20 protein-coding genes are annotated in these 21,850 nt (G+C 60.5%); 4 read left to right on the forward strand and 16 right to left on the reverse strand.

Translation table 11 applies throughout. The features are described from left to right. Positions 1-263: 263 nt before the first annotated feature. Together NKJ47_RS19550 and NKJ47_RS19555 are read right to left on the reverse strand one after the other, a co-directional pair. Positions 264-464: a hypothetical protein gene (locus NKJ47_RS19550; protein ID WP_254459388.1), complete on the reverse strand. Its 201-nt coding sequence runs from the start codon at positions 462-464 to the stop codon at positions 264-266. 97 nt (positions 465-561) lie between these two features. Further along, the gene (locus NKJ47_RS19555; protein ID WP_254459389.1) at positions 562-1,530 is read right to left on the reverse strand and encodes a polysaccharide deacetylase family protein; all 969 of its coding nucleotides are present in this window, start codon (positions 1,528-1,530) and stop codon (positions 562-564) included. Between the two features lie 111 nt (positions 1,531-1,641). Between NKJ47_RS19555 and NKJ47_RS19560 the strand changes: the two genes are divergently transcribed. Then, entirely contained in the window at positions 1,642-2,610 is a 969-nt protein-coding gene (locus NKJ47_RS19560) for an alpha/beta hydrolase (RefSeq protein ID WP_254459390.1), read from the forward strand. Between the two features lie 174 nt (positions 2,611-2,784). On the opposite strand, the gene NKJ47_RS19565 is transcribed toward NKJ47_RS19560, so the two are convergent. The 3 genes from NKJ47_RS19565 to NKJ47_RS19575 all read right to left on the reverse strand — a co-directional run bounded on the left by NKJ47_RS19565 (position 2,785) and on the right by NKJ47_RS19575 (position 5,265). Then, positions 2,785-3,705, reverse strand: a complete 921-nt coding sequence (locus tag NKJ47_RS19565) for a hypothetical protein (protein ID WP_254459391.1) — start codon at positions 3,703-3,705, stop codon at positions 2,785-2,787. Between the two features lie 149 nt (positions 3,706-3,854). Then, positions 3,855-4,634: an SPFH domain-containing protein gene (locus NKJ47_RS19570; RefSeq protein WP_019797028.1), complete on the reverse strand. Its 780-nt coding sequence runs from the start codon at positions 4,632-4,634 to the stop codon at positions 3,855-3,857. A 121-nt stretch (positions 4,635-4,755) separates the two neighbouring features. Continuing rightward, the gene (locus tag NKJ47_RS19575) at positions 4,756-5,265 is read right to left on the reverse strand and encodes a hypothetical protein (RefSeq protein WP_254459392.1); all 510 of its coding nucleotides are present in this window, start codon (positions 5,263-5,265) and stop codon (positions 4,756-4,758) included. A gap of 186 nt (positions 5,266-5,451) precedes the next feature. Between NKJ47_RS19575 and NKJ47_RS19580 the strand changes: the two genes are divergently transcribed. Beyond that, on the forward strand, positions 5,452-6,267 hold the full coding sequence (locus tag NKJ47_RS19580) for a hypothetical protein (protein ID WP_254459393.1): 816 nt from the start codon (positions 5,452-5,454) through the stop codon (positions 6,265-6,267). Between the two features lie 21 nt (positions 6,268-6,288). Beyond that, positions 6,289-8,370 (forward strand): XVIPCD domain-containing protein, encoded by a 2,082-nt coding sequence (locus NKJ47_RS19585; RefSeq protein WP_254459394.1) that lies wholly within the window; start codon positions 6,289-6,291, stop codon positions 8,368-8,370. A gap of 252 nt (positions 8,371-8,622) precedes the next feature. Here NKJ47_RS19585 and NKJ47_RS19590 read toward each other — a convergent pair whose 3' ends face one another. From NKJ47_RS19590 to NKJ47_RS19615, 6 genes are all read right to left on the reverse strand, one after another. Beyond that, entirely contained in the window at positions 8,623-9,444 is an 822-nt protein-coding gene (locus NKJ47_RS19590; RefSeq protein ID WP_254459395.1) for a hypothetical protein, read from the reverse strand. Positions 9,445-9,455: 11 nt separating this feature from the next. Further along, positions 9,456-10,106, reverse strand: a complete 651-nt coding sequence (locus NKJ47_RS19595) for a hypothetical protein (protein WP_254459396.1) — start codon at positions 10,104-10,106, stop codon at positions 9,456-9,458. A 169-nt stretch (positions 10,107-10,275) separates the two neighbouring features. Beyond that, complete coding sequence (locus NKJ47_RS19600; protein WP_429002459.1) at positions 10,276-10,803, reverse strand: XAC0095 family protein; 528 nt, start codon at positions 10,801-10,803, stop codon at positions 10,276-10,278. An 11-nt stretch (positions 10,804-10,814) separates the two neighbouring features. Further along, the gene (locus NKJ47_RS19605) at positions 10,815-11,807 is read right to left on the reverse strand and encodes an XVIPCD domain-containing protein (protein ID WP_254459397.1); all 993 of its coding nucleotides are present in this window, start codon (positions 11,805-11,807) and stop codon (positions 10,815-10,817) included. A gap of 12 nt (positions 11,808-11,819) precedes the next feature. Continuing rightward, entirely contained in the window at positions 11,820-12,467 is a 648-nt protein-coding gene (locus tag NKJ47_RS19610; protein WP_254459398.1) for a hypothetical protein, read from the reverse strand. Positions 12,468-12,774: 307 nt separating this feature from the next. Then, positions 12,775-13,374 carry an XAC0095 family protein gene (locus tag NKJ47_RS19615; RefSeq protein ID WP_254459399.1) on the reverse strand — a complete coding sequence of 200 codons (600 nt, stop codon included), beginning with the start codon at positions 13,372-13,374 and terminating at the stop codon, positions 12,775-12,777. Positions 13,375-13,747: 373 nt separating this feature from the next. On the opposite strand from NKJ47_RS19615, the gene NKJ47_RS19620 reads away from it, so the two are divergent. After that, positions 13,748-14,473: a hypothetical protein gene (locus tag NKJ47_RS19620; protein ID WP_254459400.1), complete on the forward strand. Its 726-nt coding sequence runs from the start codon at positions 13,748-13,750 to the stop codon at positions 14,471-14,473. 7 nt (positions 14,474-14,480) lie between these two features. On the opposite strand, the gene NKJ47_RS19625 is transcribed toward NKJ47_RS19620, so the two are convergent. From NKJ47_RS19625 to aceE, 5 genes are all read right to left on the reverse strand, one after another. Further along, a complete protein-coding gene (locus NKJ47_RS19625) occupies positions 14,481-14,990 on the reverse strand; it encodes a hypothetical protein (RefSeq protein ID WP_254459401.1) in 510 nt (169 codons plus the stop codon). A 62-nt stretch (positions 14,991-15,052) separates the two neighbouring features. After that, positions 15,053-16,762 (reverse strand): hypothetical protein, encoded by a 1,710-nt coding sequence (locus NKJ47_RS19630; protein ID WP_254459402.1) that lies wholly within the window; start codon positions 16,760-16,762, stop codon positions 15,053-15,055. A gap of 336 nt (positions 16,763-17,098) precedes the next feature. Further along, positions 17,099-17,803 carry a HEPN domain-containing protein gene (locus NKJ47_RS19635; protein ID WP_254461479.1) on the reverse strand — a complete coding sequence of 235 codons (705 nt, stop codon included), beginning with the start codon at positions 17,801-17,803 and terminating at the stop codon, positions 17,099-17,101. After that, the gene (locus NKJ47_RS19640; protein WP_254459403.1) at positions 17,803-18,858 is read right to left on the reverse strand and encodes a DUF262 domain-containing protein; all 1,056 of its coding nucleotides are present in this window, start codon (positions 18,856-18,858) and stop codon (positions 17,803-17,805) included. Before NKJ47_RS19640 ends, NKJ47_RS19635 begins: the two co-directional genes overlap by 1 nt. 100 nt (positions 18,859-18,958) lie before the next feature. Next, positions 18,959-21,649, reverse strand: coding sequence for a pyruvate dehydrogenase (acetyl-transferring), homodimeric type (gene aceE / locus NKJ47_RS19645; protein ID WP_254459404.1), 2,691 nt, complete (start codon positions 21,647-21,649; stop codon positions 18,959-18,961). Positions 21,650-21,850: the final 201 nt, after the last annotated feature.

Genomic DNA, 21,850 nt, shown 5'->3' on the forward strand with positions numbered 1-21,850 from the left:
CCTGTGCGCCAGTGCGCCGGCATTCATCCAGTCGCGGCATTTGGACGCCGCCGAGATGCTGGCGGCGCATGGCGTCCGGCAGATTCGGGCACCTCGCAGCATGACGTTGTAGTCAAGCGGGGGCGGATAACCCAGAGGAACGGCCACAACACGCGGTGAGCACCTGCGGCCGGTATCCGCGCCAGCGACGGGGCGCCCCGAAGCGATGCCGGCCGCGCGACAGGTCGGCTCAGGCGTAGCGATCCGCACCCACCCGTTTGGCCCTACTTCGCCTTGGCCGAGCTGGAGGACGCCGCATCGCGCGGCAGGCGCGCGGCCCACATGTTGTCGACCAGATTCGGATACGGGCGGCCGTTCTCCTCGGCACGCTGTTCCGCCGCCGCCTTCTGCGACGGCGACAACGGCTGGCTGCGCTGACCGCGCGGATTCGGCTTCTTCCACGGAGGCGTCTTGGACGAGGGCATTGGCGTCACGGCAAACGGAGACGGGCCATCGTGATCCCGCCGCGCGTGCGCAAGTAGTGAAGGCCTACCGGTGTCGCCGATAAGCTGCATGCTCTACCTACTCCGAATCCACCCCAGCCAGCGCGAACACCCAACGCGGCACCACGGGTTCGCCGGCATAGAAGGCCTTCGGCTTGTCCTCGGCCATCGCCCAGCGGTGCAGCCAGCTGATCCCCCCAGGGCCGGTGTAGCCCTCGGCATAGGTGTAGGCCGGATCGCGCAGTGCCTCGTCCAGGGAAATGAAAGCGTAGCCGCGGCGGCGGGTGGCCGCGACCAGCTCGGGGAAGGCAGCGGCGTTGAGCGCGTTGGCGTGCATCAGCCACACCTGCGGGATGCGACGGCCGAACAGGGCCTGCGATTCGCGTTCGAAAAAATCCAGCTTGTTGAGCATGTAGGGCACGTAGCCCTTGCGCAGCCGCAGCAGCATGGCATCGCGCGCCGGGCCGGGCGGCTCGTCCAGCACATGCGCGTAGGCAAACGCCCACACCCACTCGCCGCTGTCCACGGTCACCGGCGCAATGCGGTAGCCGTGCGCGGCCAGGAAGGCGTTGACCGCCTCACGGTCGGCGACACTGCGGCCGGTCGCCAAGTACGGATGACGGAACCACTGCAGCGACTGGCCACGCTCGGCGAGCAACGGCCGCAACGTGCGCTCGCCACGCACGACCGCGTCCTCGTACGCCGGCACGCCGACCTGGTGCAGGTTCACGTGGCCATAGGTGTGGTTGCCCAGCGCAAAGCCAGCGTCCAGCCAGTCGCGCAGCATCGCCACACGTTGCGGCTGCACCTGTCCATTCTGCTCGAGCTTGTCCTCGTTGACGAAGCCGACGATGGGCACCTGCGCCTGCCGCAGCGAGGCCATCAACTGCGCATGCAGCGCCGGCAGCTGCGCTGGCGGCGTCTGCTCGATGCGCTGCCACGGCAGGTCGTCGATGGTCACCGCAATGCGGCGGGTATCGTCCTGGGCCTGGGCGAGTGCGGTGATGCACAGCAGGGCCGGCAACAGCAGGCAGCGAAGCAGTTTCATCGAATGCTCCCGAAGTGGAAGCGCCAGTCTATCCGGATGGTCGCCGCCGCCAACATGGCACCATGTGCCGGATGCGAACCCCGCAGTAGCACGACATCAGGAGACGAAGGGATGAGGAAGGCGCTGTGGCTGGTCTGGACGTCCCTGCTGCTGGTAGGGTGCACGAACGTGGCACAAGCACCCGCGGCGGTAGCAGCAGCGAAAGAAGCCGCCACACGGCCAGCGGTGCCTGCAGCGCGCACGGTGGTGACGCAGCTCGGCGGACAGCGCGGCAGCGGTGCGCCTTACGAACTGGCCGGGACCGAGGTGTGGGATGTTCCCGACCCCGCGTCCGGCCGTACCTATCAGGTCTTCGTGGCGCTGCCTGCCGGCTATGCGGACCATCCCGAGCGGCGCTACCCGGTGCTGTACGCCACCGATGCCGACTATGCGTTTCCGGTGGCACGGCAGATCGCGCGGCGCTTGAACGGCGAAGGGCCGGCCATCGAGGACTTCATCCTGATCGGCTTGTCGTATGCGCTCGGTGATGCGCCGATGCCGAGCCGGCGCCGCGACTACACGCCCACCACCGAGACCGGCGATGTTGCGGCCGCCGGTGCCACTCACGGGGGTTCCAGCACCTACATTGCGTACTTGCGCGACCAAGTGCTCCCCTTCGTCGGCCAGCGCTATCGCACCGATGAAGCGCGGCGCCTGTTCCTTGGCCATTCCTACGGCGGCCTGCTCGGCACGCAGATCCTGCTGAGCACGCCGGAGCTGTTCTCCGGCTACATCCTGGGCAGTCCGTCGTACTGGTTCGGCGAGCATGCCATGCGCGCCGAGGAAGCGCGCTTCGCCGCCGGCCATCGCGACCTGCCGGCGCAGGTCTACCTGTACGTCGGCGAGTACGAACAGCGCCGCTACGGCAAGCACTACGACATGGTGACCGACGCGCAGCAGATGGTGCAGACCTTGCGCAGTCGGGGCTATCCGTCATTGCGCCTGCAGCTGGATGTGCTCGCCGATGAGGATCATCTCAGCGTGGCGCCGCGTGGGCTCACCCATGGCTTGAAGTTTCTGCTGGGTGTTCCGCGGCAGTGAGGCGCGGCGCGTACGCCGCTGGCCGGACGGATGCTGTATCTCCACGGATGGTGTTGTCGCGGCTGAAGCCGCTCCTACAGTTGCACCGGCCAGCGTTAAATGTCTCCGAATCCCCGCCTCAGTTGAGCGGCACGTTGTTCGCATAGATTACTGAAGGCGCCGCGTAACAGCCGCTCAATACTTCAGCGCGTCCGCCGTCGGCGCCAGTGGCGCGAAGCGCGCGCCGCTGAAGTCGTGCAGCAACTGGAAGGCCTGCGCGCCCCGCTGCGCCACCTCACGGAAGTCGCTCTTGCGCAGGCGATAGAGCCCGCCCTCGCGCGCAAACACCAGGTCGCCGCCATCCCAGTCGGCCCAGTCGCTGCCTGGCAGATCGACCAGCACGTTGCCATCGCGGTCCAGCACCCGGTGATCCAGGCCATACCACGCATGATTGTCCTGGCCAACTACATGTAACAGCGACTGCAGGCGGCGGCCATTGGCGCCAAGCTTCTCGCGCACGCGCGGACGGCTGAAGCGAAACAATGCGTCGCTGCGCAGCCCGCCACGCTCGCCTACGCCGTCATCGCACAGGCGCCAGCCATCGCGCTCGCGCAGCACGCCGTCGATCGGCTCGTCCTCGCCGCCACCCGAATCTTTGCCGAATGGACGCACCTGCAGATTGTGCGGTAATTGGAAGCCGGTCGGCATCGGGAAAGGATCACATCCGTCGCGCGGCCGATGGTTCAACAACAAGGTCCGCTCGTCCTCGAACATCCCGCCGCCACCCCAGCTGTCGCCCTTGGGCCACAGCGCCAATGCGGTGAAGAACGGCGGCCGCGACAGCGCGGTCCAAGTACCGAAGTCGCCATGCTGCTTGGAGGCGAAATACACCAGCAGCCGTCCCGACGGCGACAGATCGCAGCGCCGCTCGTAGATGCGGCCCTTGAACCACTGGCCGTGCACGAAGCTGTCCTCGCGCAGATCCCAGTGGATCAACTGCACCTGCTTGCTCGGCCCGCGGCGGAAGATCACGCCGGTGCGCGCCTCGCGCGCCAGTAGAGCGAACAGGCGGGTCGCCGGCGGGCGCTGCGACACGGGGGACGGAGTGGATTCCATCTGCGAATCTCCTCGCAGGACTCAGCCGTCACAGTGGCAGACCCGCGGCATCGCGACAACCGCCGCCGGCGCACCGCATTCGCGACGCACATGCCACCACCGATGTCCGCAAACGGCGGGCCACCCGAGCCCGCCTCTGCCGCGTCGCGCTACTTGGCGATCACTGACGTTCCCGACGGCACCATGTAGCACGCCTGCGCCTTGGCACAGGCCTCGGCGTTGATCTCGGCGATCTGGCTGGCCAGGTACTGCTCCGGGGTCAGGCCCATGCGGTTGCGGTAGGCGTTGTCCGCATCGGCCTTGGCCACCTGCTCCTGCTCGCGCTGGCGCTCGGCGGTGGTGGCTTCCACCAGGGTCTTGACCCGCTGCTGCTGCGCCGCGGTCAGGTTCATCTGCTGCAGCACGTCGGGATTGGGACGGGCGCGGCCGAGGGTGATGTTCTGGATCTGGATCGGCAGGCCCTGCTCCTTGACCAGGGCACGCACGTTCTCGGTGACCGAGTCGTCGATCTTCCGCGCCGTATCCGGGTCGCTCATCATCCGGGTCATGTCGTAGCGCTTGACCTGATCGCGCACAATCGCCGCGTACTGGCTGGCGACGTTGTTCTTGAACCAGTCCTGGCCGAAGCCCGACAGCAGCCGCGCCGGCGCGGTGATGCGGTATTGGATCTGCGTGGAGAAGTCCAACAGGATGTTGTCGCTGGACGAGAAGTCGTCGAAGGCCACCTGCACCGTCTGCGGCGTGGTGTCCACGTACACCGCCGAGGTCGTCATCCACGTGTAGGTGCGGCCCGGATCGCGCACATCGTCCAGGCGGATGCCGCCCTTGCCGAACAGCAGCGGCTTGTCCACCAGCACCGCCTGCTGCCCTGGATCGGGCGAGACCACGGTACAGCCGCACAGCAAGGCCGCCACGGCGGCGGCCAGCAGGAAATATTTCATCGATGTCCCCCTGAAGGACGGCGCCGCGCGCCGTCGTGTGCGGGGGATGCTAGCGCATCGTCGGGGTGCAAGGCATCTGCCGGCATAAGCAGACCCGACGCTCCTTGACCTACATCAAACGCGAATAGTCGCCAACCTGGTTACAGACCTCTTGGGGCGGATCGCCCAACCTCACAATGCGACGCTTGCGGGCATCGGCCTCCCCCTTCGGAGACACGATGCGGTACAGCAGGTATAAGCGACCTTCGGTTTCCCAAAGGCCGAAGCTCGACAGATCCGAGAACTGGTAGGTTCCGCCATCCGATCGGCGCGCTGTGAAGATGCATTCGGCATAGCTGCCCCAACCACAATTGGCATCCAACGCCTGAAGACCACCCTTTCCGCCCAGGTCAAAATGATAGGCGCGCCCCGCGTCGCCTTCTACCACCGTTGGAGTGATCTGCAGCCCTGGCACGGGCGATCCACGATCCCAGTCGCTGGCTTGCTTACAGAGCGCTTCTCCCGGAGGCTCTTCTGCGCGGGCAGCAGGGAGATTAGCGCATCCGGCCAAGGAGATAGCGATCAGCACGATAAGCGCGACCAGCCACAAGCGCGGCCTGTGTTGATGTTGCTCAACCATCGGTCACTCCTTGAACATGGTCTGCGACTGGTATGCAGGGAAGATAGCAATCGGGCTCGTGGCGCTCCACAGGACATCCCGCTGGAGATGGGTTCGCATGCTATCCAGCTCAGCGAACTCCCGACTTGACGCATAGCCGCGTCGCGCGTTAAAGAGCAGAACGGAAGACAGAATTGGCAAAAGGATATGGCGAAGACGCGTCCGCTGAAGATGACCTGGCTGGCTTGCGCCGCGATCGCCACCCTGTCCACGGCGGCCTGTTCGGCACAACCACCGGCCGATGCCCCGAAGCCGGCAGCGCGCGAGGAACAGCCTGCCGTGGCGGCGCCGCAAGTTGCGCCCGACAGTGCTCCGCCGCCGGGCGAGTACATCACCGACAAGGGATGGGGTCGCCTGCTGATCAAGCAGCAAAACGGAACATTGACCTTCTCCCTGGAAAGCACCACGGGGGAAGACGTGTGCGAGCTGCATGGCGCGATAGAGGGACACACCGGCGTCGCCAAGGGGAACAAGGGCCAACCAACCTGCCAGGTGAAGTTCGCCAGTACGCCGCAGGGCATTGACGTAGCGGCTGCCACGCCCGCCGAATGCAAAACGTTCTGCGGCTACAACGGGGATTTCGAGGCGCCCTACCTGCGGGTCAAGGATGGCTGTGGCCGGGACGAGCTGGACCGCACACGGACGACCTTCCAGCGTCTCTATGATGCGAAAGACTACAAGGCGGCGCTCGCCACCTTGTCGCCAGTCGTGCCGAGTTGCCTGCCGACGCTGGAATGGGAAGACGAAGGCGCCATTCGCAACGATCTGGCCATCACCCAGTACAAGAATGGCCTGTATGCGCAGTGCCTGGCCACACTCGACAAGTATGCCGAGGACGCCGCCAAGGACGACGACGCTGCCGTGGAAGGATGGACGCCAATGCTGGCGGACCGCTACCTGGCCATCGTGCGCGCAGCGAGAACCAACATCGGCCTGTGCCGCAAAGGCGCAACGAAGAAGTAGCCTCCAACGCGAGGGAGTGTCATGGCAGAAGGGAATGAGGGCTCCACGCCGCCGCCGGCGACTACACTGACGGATTCGGAGCTGCGGGCACTGGCCTACTTTGGCGTGGGCATTGGATCAGAAGGAGGCGACAGCGGGAAGAACGTCTCCTATCAACTCTCCTTCGCCGGCAATGTTCGCAATGGGGTGATGACCCCAGTGGGAAACAGCGGCTATTCCATCGGCACCTTGCAGACGGATTTGGGCCAGCATCCCGAGGTAGCTGCGTCTCTGGTGGAGGCGTATCAGACCTGGGCGGGCAGAGCCCATCCGGACTGGGTGCTCACCGAAGCGCAGCAAACCCAAACAGCCAGCGACCTCGGCCGCAACGGGCGCACGATCACGGCCCAGCAAGGTCGGGCCTTGGACGCGACCGTCAAATCGCACCTGGATACCTTCCTCACTTCGGATGCGGGCCTCACCTACGTCCACGAGCGTGACACTGCCCAGGTCAACTTGTTGATGCGGCCCGGTAGCGGGGTCAACCAGCTCCGAGAGACAGCGCTCTACCAAGGCGCGACACTGGACGAGCAGGCCAAACTGGCCACCATCGTGCTGAAGCTGGAGAACCAAGGCGGGGAGCGCTACTACCCAAGGATCATCGACGGCATCAGCAAAGGAACGATCACCAGCGCGGAAGACGCCCAAACCGTCGTCAACGGATTTCTGCCCAATCGTGGTGGGCGAAGCCGAACCGAGCCCGATTACATCGAGACCGGCGCTGCGCACGCCCTTGAAGCAACAGATGTCTTCAACGCCTTGCGCAATGCGGACGCGCGCAGCCCGCTACATCAACCCTGGCAGAACGTATTGGCCAATCCACTGGTCAACCCCACGCAGACAGGGCAGGACGCGGCAAGGCCGAATCTCAACGCGGAATACACGACAGTCAAGAACCTGTTCCTGCAGAAGAGCAATGCCCCTGCGCTGATCGAAGCATTGAACCAGGGCGGAGCCTACGGCTACAACGTCCCTGATCGTCAGGGGCGCCCCCGGCCGCAGTCCACCAGCCTGTATGCCTCCGGCGACGACTTCGTCGTGATGGACGGGAACGGAGCGGGGAAGGCCTACATCGGCGGCGCTTGGAGCGACATGAATCGCGCCGACCTCACGCGCGTCAATAACCACGACGGCACCGTCGATCTGAACATCAGCCGCGGCGGCACTACCGATCGGCTGCTCCACCTGGATCCGAATGCACCGGTCTTGCGTCTGCCACAACCAGTAACCGGCCCGGTCGATCAGACACCACCCACACCTGTGCAGCAGGCACCGCTCCCGGGGACTGGAGAGCGCGGTGGCCAACGACAAGGCGCCATTGAATCCAACCCAACGCCACTATTGCCGACAGACCTGCGCGATCCCGCGCATCCCGGAAACGCTGCATTTCAGCGCACCCTCGGCGAGGTCCACCGCATGGAGGATGGGCAAGGCATTCCGCATGGGCCGCACAGCGAGAAGGTAGCCGCTGCACTGATGGTAGAAGCGGAGCGAAGCAAGCAAGGCATCACCAATGTCGAGATGCGAGCCGATGGCCACGTGCAGGGTGTCGCGCGCTACAACGCCTTCGAATCCGAAAAGCGTGTGAACGTGGATCCGCAAAGCGCTCAGTCGGGAACCATTGAGACCTACACCGCGCAGTGGTCCCAGGCGCGCTCAGCCCATTACGCCAGCAACGCACCAGCAGCGGAGCGAACACCCGAACAAAGCCAGGCATTGGCCCTGCTCCCACCCGAGGATCGGCAGATGTTTGACAAGATCCGCGGCGCGACGCCCGGCCATCTCTCGGACGATGTGGTGGCAAAGGCGTTGTATGCAGCGAAGCACGATGGCATCGCGGACGCGTCCAAGATTGATAGTGTGCACATGCTGGGAGACCGTCTTGTGGTGAACGGGACGACGCCCGGCTTCCGTGGCGTGGTGGATGTTTCACAACCAACGCCGCCGCTGCAGGAAGCCGCGCATCAAACATTGGCACTCAACCAACAACAGGCGATCGCGCAGCAACAGGATGAGACTCAACGGCAGCAGCGGGCGCAGGACACAGCTACCAGAACAGTGTGAGCAACGTACGCTGAGTGCGGCCGCATCGTCGGTAAAGCTCCAATAGCATTGGCGTCCGCCGTAGGCGGCACAGCCGCTGGACCGCCGTGAAAACTTGTTCTTCGTGTCCGCGTTCAAACCGTGGTTCGCATAGTGACGACAACGCGGTTCTGCATGACCGAACAGCTGGATGACACCGCTGACCGACGCACAAACATTTGAATACGTCGCAGGAGTTACAAGCGACCACAGTATGGCGACTCCACTGCCACCTCAGCGAAGGGCTTTCAGGCAGAACTGCTGCATCGCGTTGCCTTCTTGCGATGCTTTGGTCACCGCGCCATTGCGCAAGAACGGCATCAAGTCTCTCGTCACCGAAAGACCCACGGCATTGGATGCCCCGACACTTTCCGAGACACCTTTGACGTGAGGAGCGAGGGCAATCGAAGGTAGATCCCTGCTCCTCACCCATCCCAGTGCCTGCAGTTGCGCACATGCACCCATCGTGTAAGCCAGGCGCTCTTCCTCTTGCATCTCGGACGTCGTGCCGCTGAGGCCACGCAGCAGGTGGAATGTTTCGTGTGCCGTCGTGGAGACGACATTCGCAGCGGCCAGATCACTTTCCTTGTCTAGCGCGAATGCATAGCGCGCGCTTGCGCTGGCCGCCGTTGCGAGCGACGACGTGCGGGCAATGAGTTGCCGGCCTGGACTGATCATATCCACAGTCAACTCCAACTCCACCCCAGGCAATTTCGATGTAGCGACGGCGTATTGGATTGCCGCCAGCACTGCGGCACAGGCGGGCGCAGCGTAGGCGCCCGCATTCTCCTGTCTTCGCAAGGCAACGTGCAGCTGTCCGCTACGGCACTCGTCAATGACAGTGAACTTTTCGGCCGCGCGTTCGCTACCAGGTAACACGCTCACTGTTCTGACGACGAAGACCGGCCCAAGCTTGGTCACCGCCGTGGCGTGCGCGCCCTCTTTGGCAATCAAGTTGGCGGGCGGCACCTGGATAGAGGCGCAGGACGTCAGCAAAGAAAGCGCCATCGCGAGTGCGATGGCGCTTCCACTAGAAGTCCACGCACCGGAGTGCATGACCCATTTTCTTACTGCTGCGAGCACAGGTAAGGCGATGGATAGGTAGTGCACTTTGTGAACTGTGTAGTCGCCGATGCAGTTTGCACACCCTCGTACTTCGACGCAAAGACAACCGTGTTAGGACCTGAGGGAGCAGTGACCACAAAAGGCGTGAGTCGATAGGTCAGCTTGTTGGCAGTCCCACCTTCGGCAGCAGCCCACGCATTGACGGCACCCGGGTCGGAGAGGCGAAGCGAGTTTCCGCTGCGGTACCAGTTGAACATTGCCGAGGACTGCACCGCGCCTGTCTGGGCGTTCGTCAGGATGAGCCTTACCGTTCCGTTCTCGGGATAGCCCACCGTCGATCCGCTGACGTCGATTTCGAACAGGGACGCGTCGGGCACGTCGGCCGCTGCAGCCGCCAACATACGTTGGTAGAGCGGAATAGATTCCTTGCCGCCCCCTCCGCCCCATGTGCCGCCGATCTCTCCCTCTGCGCCACAACCACCTTTCTGCGTACAAGAGGCCTTGACGTTCCAGTGCACGCTGCCGCCACATCCGGCCAAAGCCATTGCAATAGCGAGCACCCCAACTGTTTTCAGATTCGATCGCATATCAACACTCCGTTGTTTGACGCCTTCCTTCTTGGAAAGCCCTCCCATCCCATCACCAGTCTTCACCACAGAAACCGGATTGCATCACAGATTCACATTGTGTGCACTTGCCCATCGGCAGGACCATGCTCTCCGAACGCCATTGTTCCAGGCTCCACGCTAGCTCAGCGGCTCGAGATGCGAGCCGTGGGCAGCACCCTGCTAATACGCGTGCCTCGCTCTAATCTTGTCTAGATCAATGAAAATGAATGAGCGTGCCCGCCGCAGTTGGCGTGACCGATCCCTGGGCATAGACAGCCCGCTCTTCGCGTACGCGGTTGGACAGCGGTTCGCGCAGCGGCGGCTGGCATGCGATGTGTAGCAGTAGTTCATGCACGTCGTTCGCTGCAGTGCAAAGCCTACCGCCCACTTCCGGCAATGGCTTGCCGGCACGCTCGGCGGCATCGCCGGCCGCCACCATCCGGGCGTTGGCCGAGACTGTCTCGCCCAATTGCATGAGCCTGTCGATCTGCTCCTGCGTGATCCGGAACGTGCCGCTGCCGGCGCCCGACACTGCCTGAACGGTGGCATCGGGCCAGGCGCCGCGCATCGTGTCGGTCCATTGGGCGGGATAGGACAGCGCTCCCAGCACAAGATCCACTTGCTCGACCAACAGCGCCAGCTCGCCCATGCGCACCTTAGGTTCGGCGGCGCGCTCCTCGGGGGTAACGACCATCGCCAGAGCACTCTCACGGCCTCGCTGATAGCGGATGTGCCGCGGCATGGCAGTAGCCGTCAGATTTGATGAGGCTTGGATTGAGTCTGAGAAAGCTGGTCCACGCCCTGCGCCTGGCTTAAGCGTTGCGCCTCGTTCAACGACTGCAGTTGCGCCAGCGTCTCTTCCACCGGCCTACGCAACGCATCCTCCGTCCGCATGTGCGCACGCAGGTGCGCGGGGTCGTTCAGCGCGCCCTGGACAACGAACAGGTTCTCGCCTGCGTGCACGTTGCGCGAGTCCTGGCTAAGCACTACATGATCGATACGCGAAAGGCCATTCTCCTTCGCAAGATAGGCCGCGCTCGCCGCTAACTTGGCGCTGTTGCCGTCGTAATCTCGACCCAGGCCTTGCTCGAGCTTCACCACCGCAGATTCTGCCTGTTGCAGCAATGGGTCGCGTGGTAGCTCGGGCCCTGCACCGGCGAGCACCGGTGACGCTCCTCGGGTGCCTGGCACCTCGTTCTCGCTGATGACTTTTTGCCAGAACTTCTGCTCCGGCATCGGGTTGTGATGCTCCTTGTTCAACTCGCTTCCGGGCTTCGGCGCCGGAATGCTGCGGATGTCGTCCTCGTTGTTCAACGGCTTGAGATCGCCTTCGAACCTCTCATCGATGGCGCCATGCCGATCCCGGCGATGCAGCCCCGCATGGTTGAGAGCACCCCACGTGAAATCGATGCAACTGTTCGTCCCGCCGTTGTACTGCATATCGAAGCCATACTTCTTTGGATCCCCACCAAAGTCCCTCAGCTTGTCGTACTGCGCTTTATCGATCTCCATCGTGCGCGAGTAGTAAGGGTCCTTGTAGTCCTTCACATCGTTGTAGAAGACTTTGCCCGGCCCACTATATTCACCATGATGCTTGGGAGCGAAGCCATAGCTATTCTTCGTCGTGCCATCGTCGATTGCATAGTAGACATGCCCCGCAGCCGACGTACCGCCTGACAGAAGCGTTGGCGTCCCAGGCGCAGCCACATACACCGTCACGGTATAACGCTTGTCCGGATTGTCCATGTCCGCTCCCCCTTACTTTCCCTTGGCTGTGTACGCGATCAAGAACTGCGCATGCGCCTCGACAAGCGCCTCGCGATGCCGATCCACGCGCAACTTCAACCGATAGTGTCCCGCCTGTAGCGACGGGCTGAAGGCAAATGCAAGTTCTCTTTCCGGCTTGCTCGGCGAGAACAGACCGGCTTCCTGCATCGTTGTCACATCGGCATCGAAATGGAACAGGCCGGCCGCCGTGCCATCGGCTGGAAGCGGAACAAGCGCGTCCCGCTCCCGGTCGACGCGCTCACTTCGCTGAAGCTCCACCTTCGTAGCACCAGAAGGGTCGATCCGCTCAAGCTGGAGAAACGCCACAATGTCGGCACGCACCAGTCGGTCGGCGAGATCGGCAAGGGCAGTCGCATCCTCACCTGTGATCCTGACCCCGATGAAGACGGGCGGCGTTTCGTCATCGCCTTGTTTCGGCACGTCAAATTCCACCTGGACTTCCGCCGGACCAGTTGAATCCAGGTTGCGTACCAAAGGCACTTCAGTTCGCATATCGCTTCGCTCCTTGACGACGTTCCGTTCCGCAAATTGCGAGGCTCCACCACATCCCGCCAGCAGCCCCACCACCAGCGCCAGCGCCAACGCAGGAATTCGCGCTTGGCTTAGTACACTCTTCACGCGAGCCTCCTTGTAGGGATTCGATGCTGGACGCAATGCACAGGCATGCTCGCACACTCACCTTCAACCGATGATAGACGAGGGAAATACTCCCTTCATTAGCGGATTGGCAAGCACACCCGCGTGGCTCACTCACCGACCATGCTTTCCTACTTCGCCTTGGCGTCCGGCTGGTCAGCCGGTCAGCCGGTCAGCCGGCGCGATTATGCCGTAGCCCGAGCGGACGCTCGCTGCAGCCCTAACCGGCCTAACAGCAGTGGGCCTGCCTTGTCCCACGAAATGCCCCGCCGCGCCAATATAACCAGGATCAATGCAGCCACCCGTCTCCCGCATGCGGCGCCGCAGATTCCAGCGCATAGATCGCCCGCTCTTCGCGAACGCGGTTCGACGCTGGTTCGCGCAGCGGCTGGTGTGCGATCTGCAGCAGCAGTTCATGCACATCGTTCGCCACGGCACAGAGCGTGCTGCCCACTTCCGGCAGCGCCTGGCCGGCACGCTCAGCCGCGTCGCCGGCCGCCACCATCCCGGCATTGGCCGAGACGGTCTCGGCCAGCTGCGTGAGCCTGTCGATCTGCTCCTGCGTGATCCAGAACGTGCCGCTGCCGGCGTCCGTTGCTGCCTGGACAGTGGCATCGAACCAAGCGCCGCGCGTCGTGTCGGTCCGCTGCGCAGGATAGGACAGCGCGTCCAGCACCAGGTCCACTTGCTCGGCCAGCAGCTCCAGGCAGAGCGCCAGTTCGCCCATGCGCACCTTGGGTTCGGCGGCGCGCTCCTCGGCCTGCGTGCGTGGCTGTGCCAGCCGGACCAGGAAGCGCACGTGATCGCGCAGCTTCGTCAGGCGGAACTGGCTGTCCTCCGGCAGGAAATAGCCGGGCATGTCGTCGTCGTCCAAACGGTCGTGCGCCATCGTTGCCTCCTCGTTCCATGAAGGGGTCCGGCCACCACGCATGGCGGACGGGAAGTCGGGAGGTTCGAAACCGCTAACAGACGGCGGGCGTATTTCCCCGAAGGGTGTTGTATTAGCCGCCCTCCCGACGCAGGCATCGCGTCGGCTTGCGCCCGAGCTTCGGGCACAAAAAACCCACCGGTTTGTCGGAGGTGGGTACCGCTGTTAGAGGAGTTTCGACGCTCCTTGAAGAGGAGAGTGCTACTGCACGCCATGGCGTGTCAATAGCGATTTGTAGACCATGCATTGGGCAATCGGATTCCTCTAGCGCGATGTCATTGGCTACGGAATACTTGCTGCAGACAGCCTCAGCTGGACGCTCGAAGGTAGAGACATGGCGAACGCAATGGAAGAAGTGCCCGCAACGCCTGCCAAGCATTCCGAAGACGGTGCGGCAGCCAACGCGCTCAGCTTTCCTTGGCTCGCCGCGGTGATGAGCCACTATTCGCAAGTGACCGAGCAGAACCGCGCTGGCCCAGTGGAGCGGTGGAGTTTCATCATTGGCTTGTTGGGCGCGGGGTTTGGCATGTTGTTCGGCACTGTGCTGGATGGCAAGGCCGGGTTCGTGTGTGCGGCAGCGGGAGTCTCCATCGAACTTATTGGCTTTGCAGTCGCCGCCATTTTGCAAATCAAACGTGAGCTACCGGGCGTTAGACAACCCTACGCGACTCATGCAGAGCAGATGGAGCAGGAGTTTTTCCAGTACCAAGACATCGTCACTGCACTACGCGCATTTCCGCTTGAGCAGCGCCGTCAACGCGAGACCTTCATGCGTGACCGCCGGACGAACATGCATGAACGCCTGGGCCTGTTCACCGGCGGAATGGAGAAGCTCGGCATCATGCCGGTGCTGCTCGCCCTCTATCTGCAGTTCAAGGACTGGCATTGGGGTGACTGGAGCGTCCTGAGCAAGATCACGATCATGCAGAGCGTTCTCGCGTTCTTGCTGCTGTTCGCTTACGCGCTTTCCTGGCACCTGATCCGATTGCGCGTTCGCGTGCAGACATACGAGCAACTGCTTGCTGAAGCGAACCGGCAAGACAATACCGTAAGTGGTTGAGCATGCCTCATCGCGTAAAAAACCACTCCATGAACTCCTCGGCGACATCGGGCGTGAGTTCGAGTACAGCCTCCGCGACCCCGGTCTGCCCCTTCGCAACGGCGACGGCGGCTAGAGCGCAGGCAAGAAACTCCGGGCCCCAGGCGCGAGAGGACGCAGCCGCAACCAAGGAGGGAAGTTGAGCGAGGGAATGCAGGTAGGCGGCCCGAAGATCTTCAGGGATCTCGGTCTGGTTCTTCGCGTGGCAGATCTCGACCCAGGCAGGGAACTGGAAGTACCCGTGATCCGCCTTGTCGGGTGCGCGCGCCAGCGCATGGACGACATGCGGGACGGCGGCGAAGGAGGCCGAGTAAACGTCGCCCTGATGCGCAAGGGCGATCCACAAGGTGAACCACGGCTCCGATCCATCCATGGATGAGGGCAACGTCTCTAGCTTCCCCAACAAGGCGGGGATGTCACCGGCTGATCCATATGCGTGCTGCAGCTCGGACCAGCGCGGACTTTCGAGACTGAGCACAGTGCCTCCTCCGGTAAAAAATTGATTGAGCTGTGAAGGCCAGACAGTAGTAGAGGTGTTTTTTATAGCAGTGTGGGCTCAGGATCATCTTTCAACCTGGCAACATATTCATCTTTAATGGGCAGCAACGGCTCATAAAGTCGATGATATGCATTGCCGATGGCGCCATTAAAAAGACGCAAACTTGGCCTCACATCTTTGCCTCCAGACCTAAGCACATGGCTGGAAGAAATTCCTGGATAAGGGTCTACGTAAACTATCTCTTTCATACCAAGCTGAAACGCCTTTTTTGAACATAACTCACAAGGACTTGCAGTTGTGTAGAGAGTACCTCCTGCAATTCCACTGTTACCATGCTTGGCCAGTTGTAAAAATGCATTCTCTTCTGCGTGTAGAGATCTGGTATGAACTTGGTTCTTTTCGCCAGTAAGTGCGTTATATGCATCCTTGAAGCAAAAAGGACACGGCAGACCTTTCGCAACCTTCATCGCATGAACATTAGCCGAATTCTTCGATATACTTGTTCGAAACTCAGCGTTACTCATCTCGTAGTCACTAAACGCTAGCTCATCATGGCCATTGAGGAGAACCCCAACGTCTCTAAGCAGGCAGGGCACCTGTCCCTTGGGCACATCATTCCAACCAACAGCCTTTATAGAGGATGAGGCATCTGACACGGCAGCTCCAACTTGTCTTGAAATACAGCCACTATTCAACTTTGCCACGAAAGCAAGCTGCATGCAGCGCTCATCCGGAGTTGGGGTTACCAAGCCAGGCCGCAACATTAAGGCCACATAGCGCACAATTTGCCTATTCAATATTGACTTATTCTTTTCAAACTCAGCTGGCTTGCCTGGATTATTTATAAAGATATCTGATTTCTGTATACACTCCTGCAAATTTTGCGACACAAAACTTTCGTACTTATTCAACGATTTTTTGGAATATTCTCGCTTATCAAGTGCATCTACCTCGCGTTTTGGCATACCCAATTCAGTAAGACGAGCGCGGCGATCGTCCTCATCGGAAGTGACCGCTATCGAAAAAAAAGCCGCAAACTGATCTCGTAAATATACAAGTTCAAGCGGATTTCGCACCGCATCTATCACAACGCGTGTGCTAGCAGCACCTCTTCCTCGGCCCCAGGCATTAGCCGCTTTTGCTAATCGCTTCACCCTAGTTATCAGAGAGAATATCTTGTCGGGATTGACAGCACTCGATATAGCCGAGCCGCTTAGCCTTATATTGTCCCCCAGCGACTGAAAGAGCTCAGCATACTTATTTGCCAGCAGCCCTCTCAGCTTGCTTGCCTCAGGGTGGAGGCAATTACAATAGAAATCCCACGCTTGAGCGGACTCTTTTGAATCATGCTCTTCCGTCAATTCCTTAAAACTGGCATATGCAGCTTCAGATCTAAGAAGGTCGTATATGCCCTTAAAATGACCCACTTGGGAATCGAGCTTTGAATTTCTTAAAAATGAATTGACGGCAGCCCACTCCTCTTGAATCAGAAAACTAAGTATCACCGTCGAAACCGAGATGGTTTTAAAAGGAACCCAATGCGCGCCTAAAAAAGTCTTGCATATATCAAATTTTCTAGATTCAGCAGGTGACAAACCTGCATTTGAAGCTGAGATATCTGAATAATCTCTTCCCATCGTTTGCGCAGTCGTAGTGCAGCCACTGCCAGTACGTCCTGTAAGAGCTACAACAAGCAAATCGACTCTTTCGCTATAGGCTCTATCAATTCCGTTGGTAAGATCCCGTGCCATTTCCGCCCCCTAAATCGTCTTGCATAGAGTAGGCTGAATTGCAATCAGCTTTGTAGACGATGTCAGGATCCTGCGCGGCATCGCTAGCGGCATTCTTCGAACCGTTCTACTGACGTGCCCCACTTCCAGCGATGTGACCTTCCCAGCACTCCCAAGCACATCTTGCAGCGGGAATAGCTTACTACTGCACTCTGTAAGTAGCCGCGACTTAACCACCACACCATAGCTGTGGCGCTGCAAATGACGGCGAAGCCATGCGGCACCTTAGGCTTTAATAACCCCAATCGCCCCACTAAGGGTTTGGAATGTAGCGCCGATATAGTCCGTCGGGCAAAACTAATCAGCCAGCAGCTTTTCGCGATATTTAGACCGATAGGCCTCTTTAATGAATGAGAATTCAGCGAGCTGCAATCGCATAGAATCTATCAAACTTCGCGCCAGCTCATACAATGAATGGAACCTAGCTTCCAATTGACCAGATGTACCGTTTGCACCGATAGCTTTTGGATCGGCTCTTCCGTGGGCAACTTGATTCCTTTTCTCTACAACCTCGGTTAATGCAAAAGCCACATCATCGCCAACAATCTGCACGCTTAGGCCTAAATATCCAAGGATATCGATCAAGACATCAGGGCGTACATTCTGTAGCCTATCTGAGAATAACCCTTCATTTATTGGGCACATATCTTCGGACTGGAGGAGGGTTGCAAATTCTCTTCGTTTCGCCCACCCTCCCTTGCCTTGTACAGTCTGGAGGGATCGAAAATAGTTATCAAAAGCCGAAGGCCACATTTCGAATCCAACGTGACAACTAGCCAGTTCAATCTCCGCTAACTTCCTGAGATAAGCCTGTACAGTATCAGTAACTGACTTTTCAAATGCGCCATAGAGGTGCACAAAGAAAAGCCCCCTGAGAATTTTAACTTCATCTGTGTTAACTGGTGGCAGCGAGTCCGACTCCATAGACTTGATTAGGGTCAACAAAGTACGCGCAGATCGGAAACGATCTTCGATAACTTGATCGACCTCTTGACCGAACATCACATTGCGTCCGCAACATAGTCAATTCGGCTATTAAGCATCTTTCTACTATTAGTAGCACCAGTGGAGAACTTCTTTAGCTTCGAGTCAGATACAAGCGGCCTTAACCTAGATACTCGAATAGTTTTCCCTTGCTGAATTGCAACTGCGACACCAATTGCAAGCGCCTCATAGAGAACAGCGGAGGTTGTACTGGACTGGCCACGCTTAATACCTGTCGGAAACGCAGCGGCGAGATACGCCATAGTATCCCTAAACAACTTTTTCTTTGCGCCAGTTATTTTCTTCTCGGAATTTTTCTTCATGTATGAGTTCAAAAAATCTTTAACGCTATGTTCAAATAGATCACGATCATCAAGATAAGCAAAGAAGCGAAGGACATATTCCTCAGCTGTGCCATTGTATTGATCAGAATCTTTAAGCTTCACCACCTTCAGAAAATCACTAGTCTTTGACAGAGACTTTAGATCAATATTGAATTGACCCCTAAATATACAATTTCTAATTTCCTGGTTAGTCAGCAAAACTCCGCCGGTATTCAGGCGTTCAAACAAATCAAAGCGAACACTTAAGTCACTCTTATCATTCAACACCGTAACTCTGATAGGGCGTGTCTGGAACAACAACTGCATGGATTTACTCAGATTCTCATATATGAGCCCATCCAACTCTGAAATCTTCTCCAGCCCACTTATCTTAAGAACATCTTGGCGACCGACACGCGCGGCCACTTCATCCTTCCCCATGAAGTGGGCTATGGTCGATAAACGCTGCACGCCATCCACAATTTCCCATGTGGAGTCCGGATTTGTTGCCATAAAGAGGCTCGGCACCGGAATTCCCAAAAAAATCGACTCGATTAAATTAGATTCTCGCACCTCATCCCATACAAACTGGCGCTGATACTCTGGCGGCACAAATATTGAACCATCCAGAAACATGTCAAATATTTGTTTTACGGTCATGTCATAGCTATCAAAAGAGACGAGACGCCTCTCAGTATCTAGCTGTGCTTGAAGTCGTGTAAGACGTGCGGGCGCGGCCGTAGTCATCATATCTCCATCCTGCAGATAAGCATGAGGCTGATTGCAGCCTCTAATTTAACTAATGTGCCAAGAAGAAGGGCGGCCAACTGGCCGCCCCTGACTTTACCAATCAAACCCCAACCGGATTAGCCTTCTCAGGATCAATCTTGTACTGCTTGATCGCCCTGGCCACATCCTTGCCAGTCATCTTCCCATCCTTCGCCAACGCCGCAATGGCGGCATGCGCGATGTAGTACCGATCGACCTCGAAGAACCGGCGCAGGTTCGCACGCGTATCCGAGCGACCGAAGCCATCGGTGCCCAGCACGGTGTAATGCATCGGCACGAAGGCGCGGATCTGGTCGGCAAAGGCACGCACGTAGTCCGTAGCGGCCACCACCGGCCCCTGGCGCCCTTCCAGCAGCTGGGTGACGAACGGCTTGCGCTGCTCGCCTTCCGGGTGCAGGCGGTTCCAGCGCTCGGCGTCGAAGCCGTCGCGGCGCAGTTCGTTGAAGCTGGGGCAGGACCAGATGTCGGCGGTGACGCCGAAGTCCTTGTCCAGCAGTTCCGCCGCGGCGATGGCTTCGCGCAGGATGGTGCCCGAGCCCAGCAGTTGCACGCGCAGTTCGCCCTTCTTGGGCTTGCCGGCGTCCTTGAGCAGGTACATGCCCTTGATGATGCCGTCTTCCGCGCCCGCCGGCATTTCCGGGTGGGCGTAGTTCTCGTTCATCAGGGTGATGTAGTAGTACTCGTCCACCTGCTCCTGCATCATCCGCTGGATGCCGTACTGCATGACCACGGTGACTTCGTAGCCGAAGGTGGGGTCGTAGCTGCGCACGTTGGGGATGGAGCCGGCGATGACCTGGCTGAAGCCGTCTTCGTGCTGCAGGCCTTCACCGTTGAGGGTGGTGCGGCCGGCGGTGCCGCCGAGCAGGAAGCCGCGGGTGCGCATGTCCGCCGCCTGCCAGGCGATGTCGCCCACGCGCTGGAAGCCGAACATGGAGTAGTAGATGTAGAACGGCAGCATCGGCACGTTGCTGACCGAGTAGCTGGTGCCGGCGGCCAGCCACGAGGAGATCGCGCCCGGCTCGCTGATGCCCTGCTGCAGCACCTGGCCGGACTGGTCTTCGCGGTAGAACATCAGCTGGTCGGCGTCCACCGGCTTGTACTTCTGGCCGAACGGGGCGTAGATGCCGATCTGCCGGAACATGCCTTCCATGCCGAAGGTGCGCGCTTCGTCGGCCACGATCGGCACGATGCGCGGGCCCAGTTCCTTGTCGCGCAGGGCGATGTTGAGGCTCTGCACGAAGGCCATGGTGGTGGAGTAGGTGCGCTCGCCGCTGTCCTTGAGCAGGCGCTCGAACTTGTCCAGGCCCGGGGCCGGGATGGACAGGTCGGCCTTGCGGCGGCGCTGCGGCAGGTAGCCGCCGAGGGAGGCGCGGCGCTCCTGCAGGTACTGCACTTCCGGCGAGTCCGGGCCGGGGTGGTAGAACGGCACCTGCTCGGCGTCGGCCAGCTGCTTGTCGCTGAGCGGGATGTTGAAGCGGTCGCGGAACGCGCGCACGGCGTCGTCGTCCAGCTTCTTGGTCTGGTGGGTGGGGTTCAGCGCCTCGCCGGCCGAGCCCATGCCGTAGCCCTTGACGGTCTTGGCCAGGATCACGGTGGGCATGCCGGTGGTGTTCACCGCCTGGTGGTAGGCGGCGTAGACCTTGTGCGGATCGTGGCCGCCGCGGTTCAGGCGCCAGATGTCGTCGTCGGACAGGCCAGCGACCATGGCCGCGGTCTCCGGGTACTTGCCGAAGAAGTTGGCGCGGGTATAGGCGCCGCCGAAGGCCTTGCAGTTCTGGTACTCGCCGTCGACGGTTTCCATCATCAGCTTCTTCAGGACGCCGTTGGTGTCCTTGGCCAGCAGGGCGTCCCAGTAGCCGCCCCACAGCAGCTTGATGACGTTCCAGCCGCCGCCGCGGAACACGCCTTCCAGCTCCTGGATGATCTTACCGTTGCCGCGCACCGGGCCGTCCAGGCGCTGCAGGTTGCAGTTGACCACGAAGATGAGGTTGTCCAGGCCTTCGCGGCCGGCCAGGGCGATGGCGCCCAGGGTCTCGGGCTCGTCGCTCTCGCCGTCGCCGATGAAGCACCACACCTTGCGGTCGGACTTCTCGATCAGGCCGCGGTGCTCCAGGTACTTCATGAACTGCGCCTGGTAGATGGCGCTGAGCGGGCCCAGGCCCATCGACACGGTGGGGGTCTGCCAGAAGTCCGGCATCAGCCACGGGTGCGGATAGGAGGAGATGCCCTGCCCGTCCACTTCCATGCGGAAGTTGTTGAGCTGGTCTTCGCTGATGCGGCCTTCCAGGAAGGCGCGGGCGTAGATGCCGGGGGAGCTGTGGCCCTGGATGTACAGCAGGTCGCCGGGGTGCTTGTCCGAGGGCGCGCGCCAGAAGTGATTGAAGCCCACGTCGTACAGGGTGGCGCTGGAGGCGAAGGAGGCGATGTGGCCGCCCAGGTCGCCGGGCTTGCGGTTGGCGCGGACCACGGTGGCCATGGCGTTCCAGCGGATGATCGAGCGGATCTTCCACTCGATGGCCGCGTCGCCCGGGCTCTTGGCCTCGTTGGCGGGGGCGATGGTGTTGACGTACTCGGTGGTCGGCGAGAACGGCAGGTAGGCGCCGGAACGACGGGTCAGCTCGACCATGTCCTCCAGCAGCTGATGCGCGCGCTCGGGGCCTGCGACATCGATGACGGCCTTGAGCGATTCGATCCACTCCTGGGTCTCAGTGGGGTTCGGATCGTTCTGCAGCACCTCGTTCAACCAGTTCATAACGCTCCCGTAGGTCGCACGCACGCGCGCGATGGCATGTGTTTTCTCGAAGCCTGCAAGTGTAGCGCAACCGCCTCGCAGGACCTCGTACGCCAGCGTATGGAACGGACTGTCACATTGGCCCGGGACACCCGGCGGGCCGGCCGCCGGCGCCGCTGCGCCGGGTGGCCGCGGCTGCGCTTATGATCGGGAGCCAGGCCC

Origin of the sequence: Xanthomonas sacchari (genome assembly GCF_024266585.1) — a bacterium.
Taxonomy (GTDB): Bacteria; Pseudomonadota; Gammaproteobacteria; order Xanthomonadales; family Xanthomonadaceae; genus Xanthomonas_A; species Xanthomonas_A sacchari_C.

Bases quoted from the DNA above. Each gene is read 5' to 3' on its own strand.
- NKJ47_RS19575 (WP_254459392.1), bottom strand. From the start codon at position 5,265: ATGGTTGAGCAACATCAACACAGGCCGCGCTTGTGGCTGGTCGCGCTT.
- NKJ47_RS19550 (WP_254459388.1), bottom strand. From the start codon at position 464: ATGCCCTCGTCCAAGACGCCTCCGTGGAAGAAGCCGAATCCGCGCGGT.
- NKJ47_RS19600 (WP_429002459.1), bottom strand. From the start codon at position 10,803: ATGCCGCGGCACATCCGCTATCAGCGAGGCCGTGAGAGTGCTCTGGCG.
- NKJ47_RS19580 (WP_254459393.1), top strand. From the start codon at position 5,452: ATGGCGAAGACGCGTCCGCTGAAGATGACCTGGCTGGCTTGCGCCGCG.
- NKJ47_RS19605 (WP_254459397.1), bottom strand. From the start codon at position 11,807: ATGGACAATCCGGACAAGCGTTATACCGTGACGGTGTATGTGGCTGCG.
- NKJ47_RS19615 (WP_254459399.1), bottom strand. From the start codon at position 13,374: ATGGCGCACGACCGTTTGGACGACGACGACATGCCCGGCTATTTCCTG.
- NKJ47_RS19620 (WP_254459400.1), top strand. From the start codon at position 13,748: ATGGCGAACGCAATGGAAGAAGTGCCCGCAACGCCTGCCAAGCATTCC.
- NKJ47_RS19630 (WP_254459402.1), bottom strand. From the start codon at position 16,762: ATGGCACGGGATCTTACCAACGGAATTGATAGAGCCTATAGCGAAAGA.
- NKJ47_RS19560 (WP_254459390.1), top strand. From the start codon at position 1,642: ATGAGGAAGGCGCTGTGGCTGGTCTGGACGTCCCTGCTGCTGGTAGGG.
- NKJ47_RS19555 (WP_254459389.1), bottom strand. From the start codon at position 1,530: ATGAAACTGCTTCGCTGCCTGCTGTTGCCGGCCCTGCTGTGCATCACC.
- NKJ47_RS19640 (WP_254459403.1), bottom strand. From the start codon at position 18,858: ATGATGACTACGGCCGCGCCCGCACGTCTTACACGACTTCAAGCACAG.
- NKJ47_RS19565 (WP_254459391.1), bottom strand. From the start codon at position 3,705: ATGGAATCCACTCCGTCCCCCGTGTCGCAGCGCCCGCCGGCGACCCGC.
- aceE (WP_254459404.1), bottom strand. From the start codon at position 21,649: ATGAACTGGTTGAACGAGGTGCTGCAGAACGATCCGAACCCCACTGAG.
- NKJ47_RS19585 (WP_254459394.1), top strand. From the start codon at position 6,289: ATGGCAGAAGGGAATGAGGGCTCCACGCCGCCGCCGGCGACTACACTG.
- NKJ47_RS19590 (WP_254459395.1), bottom strand. From the start codon at position 9,444: ATGCACTCCGGTGCGTGGACTTCTAGTGGAAGCGCCATCGCACTCGCG.
- NKJ47_RS19635 (WP_254461479.1), bottom strand. From the start codon at position 17,803: ATGTTCGGTCAAGAGGTCGATCAAGTTATCGAAGATCGTTTCCGATCT.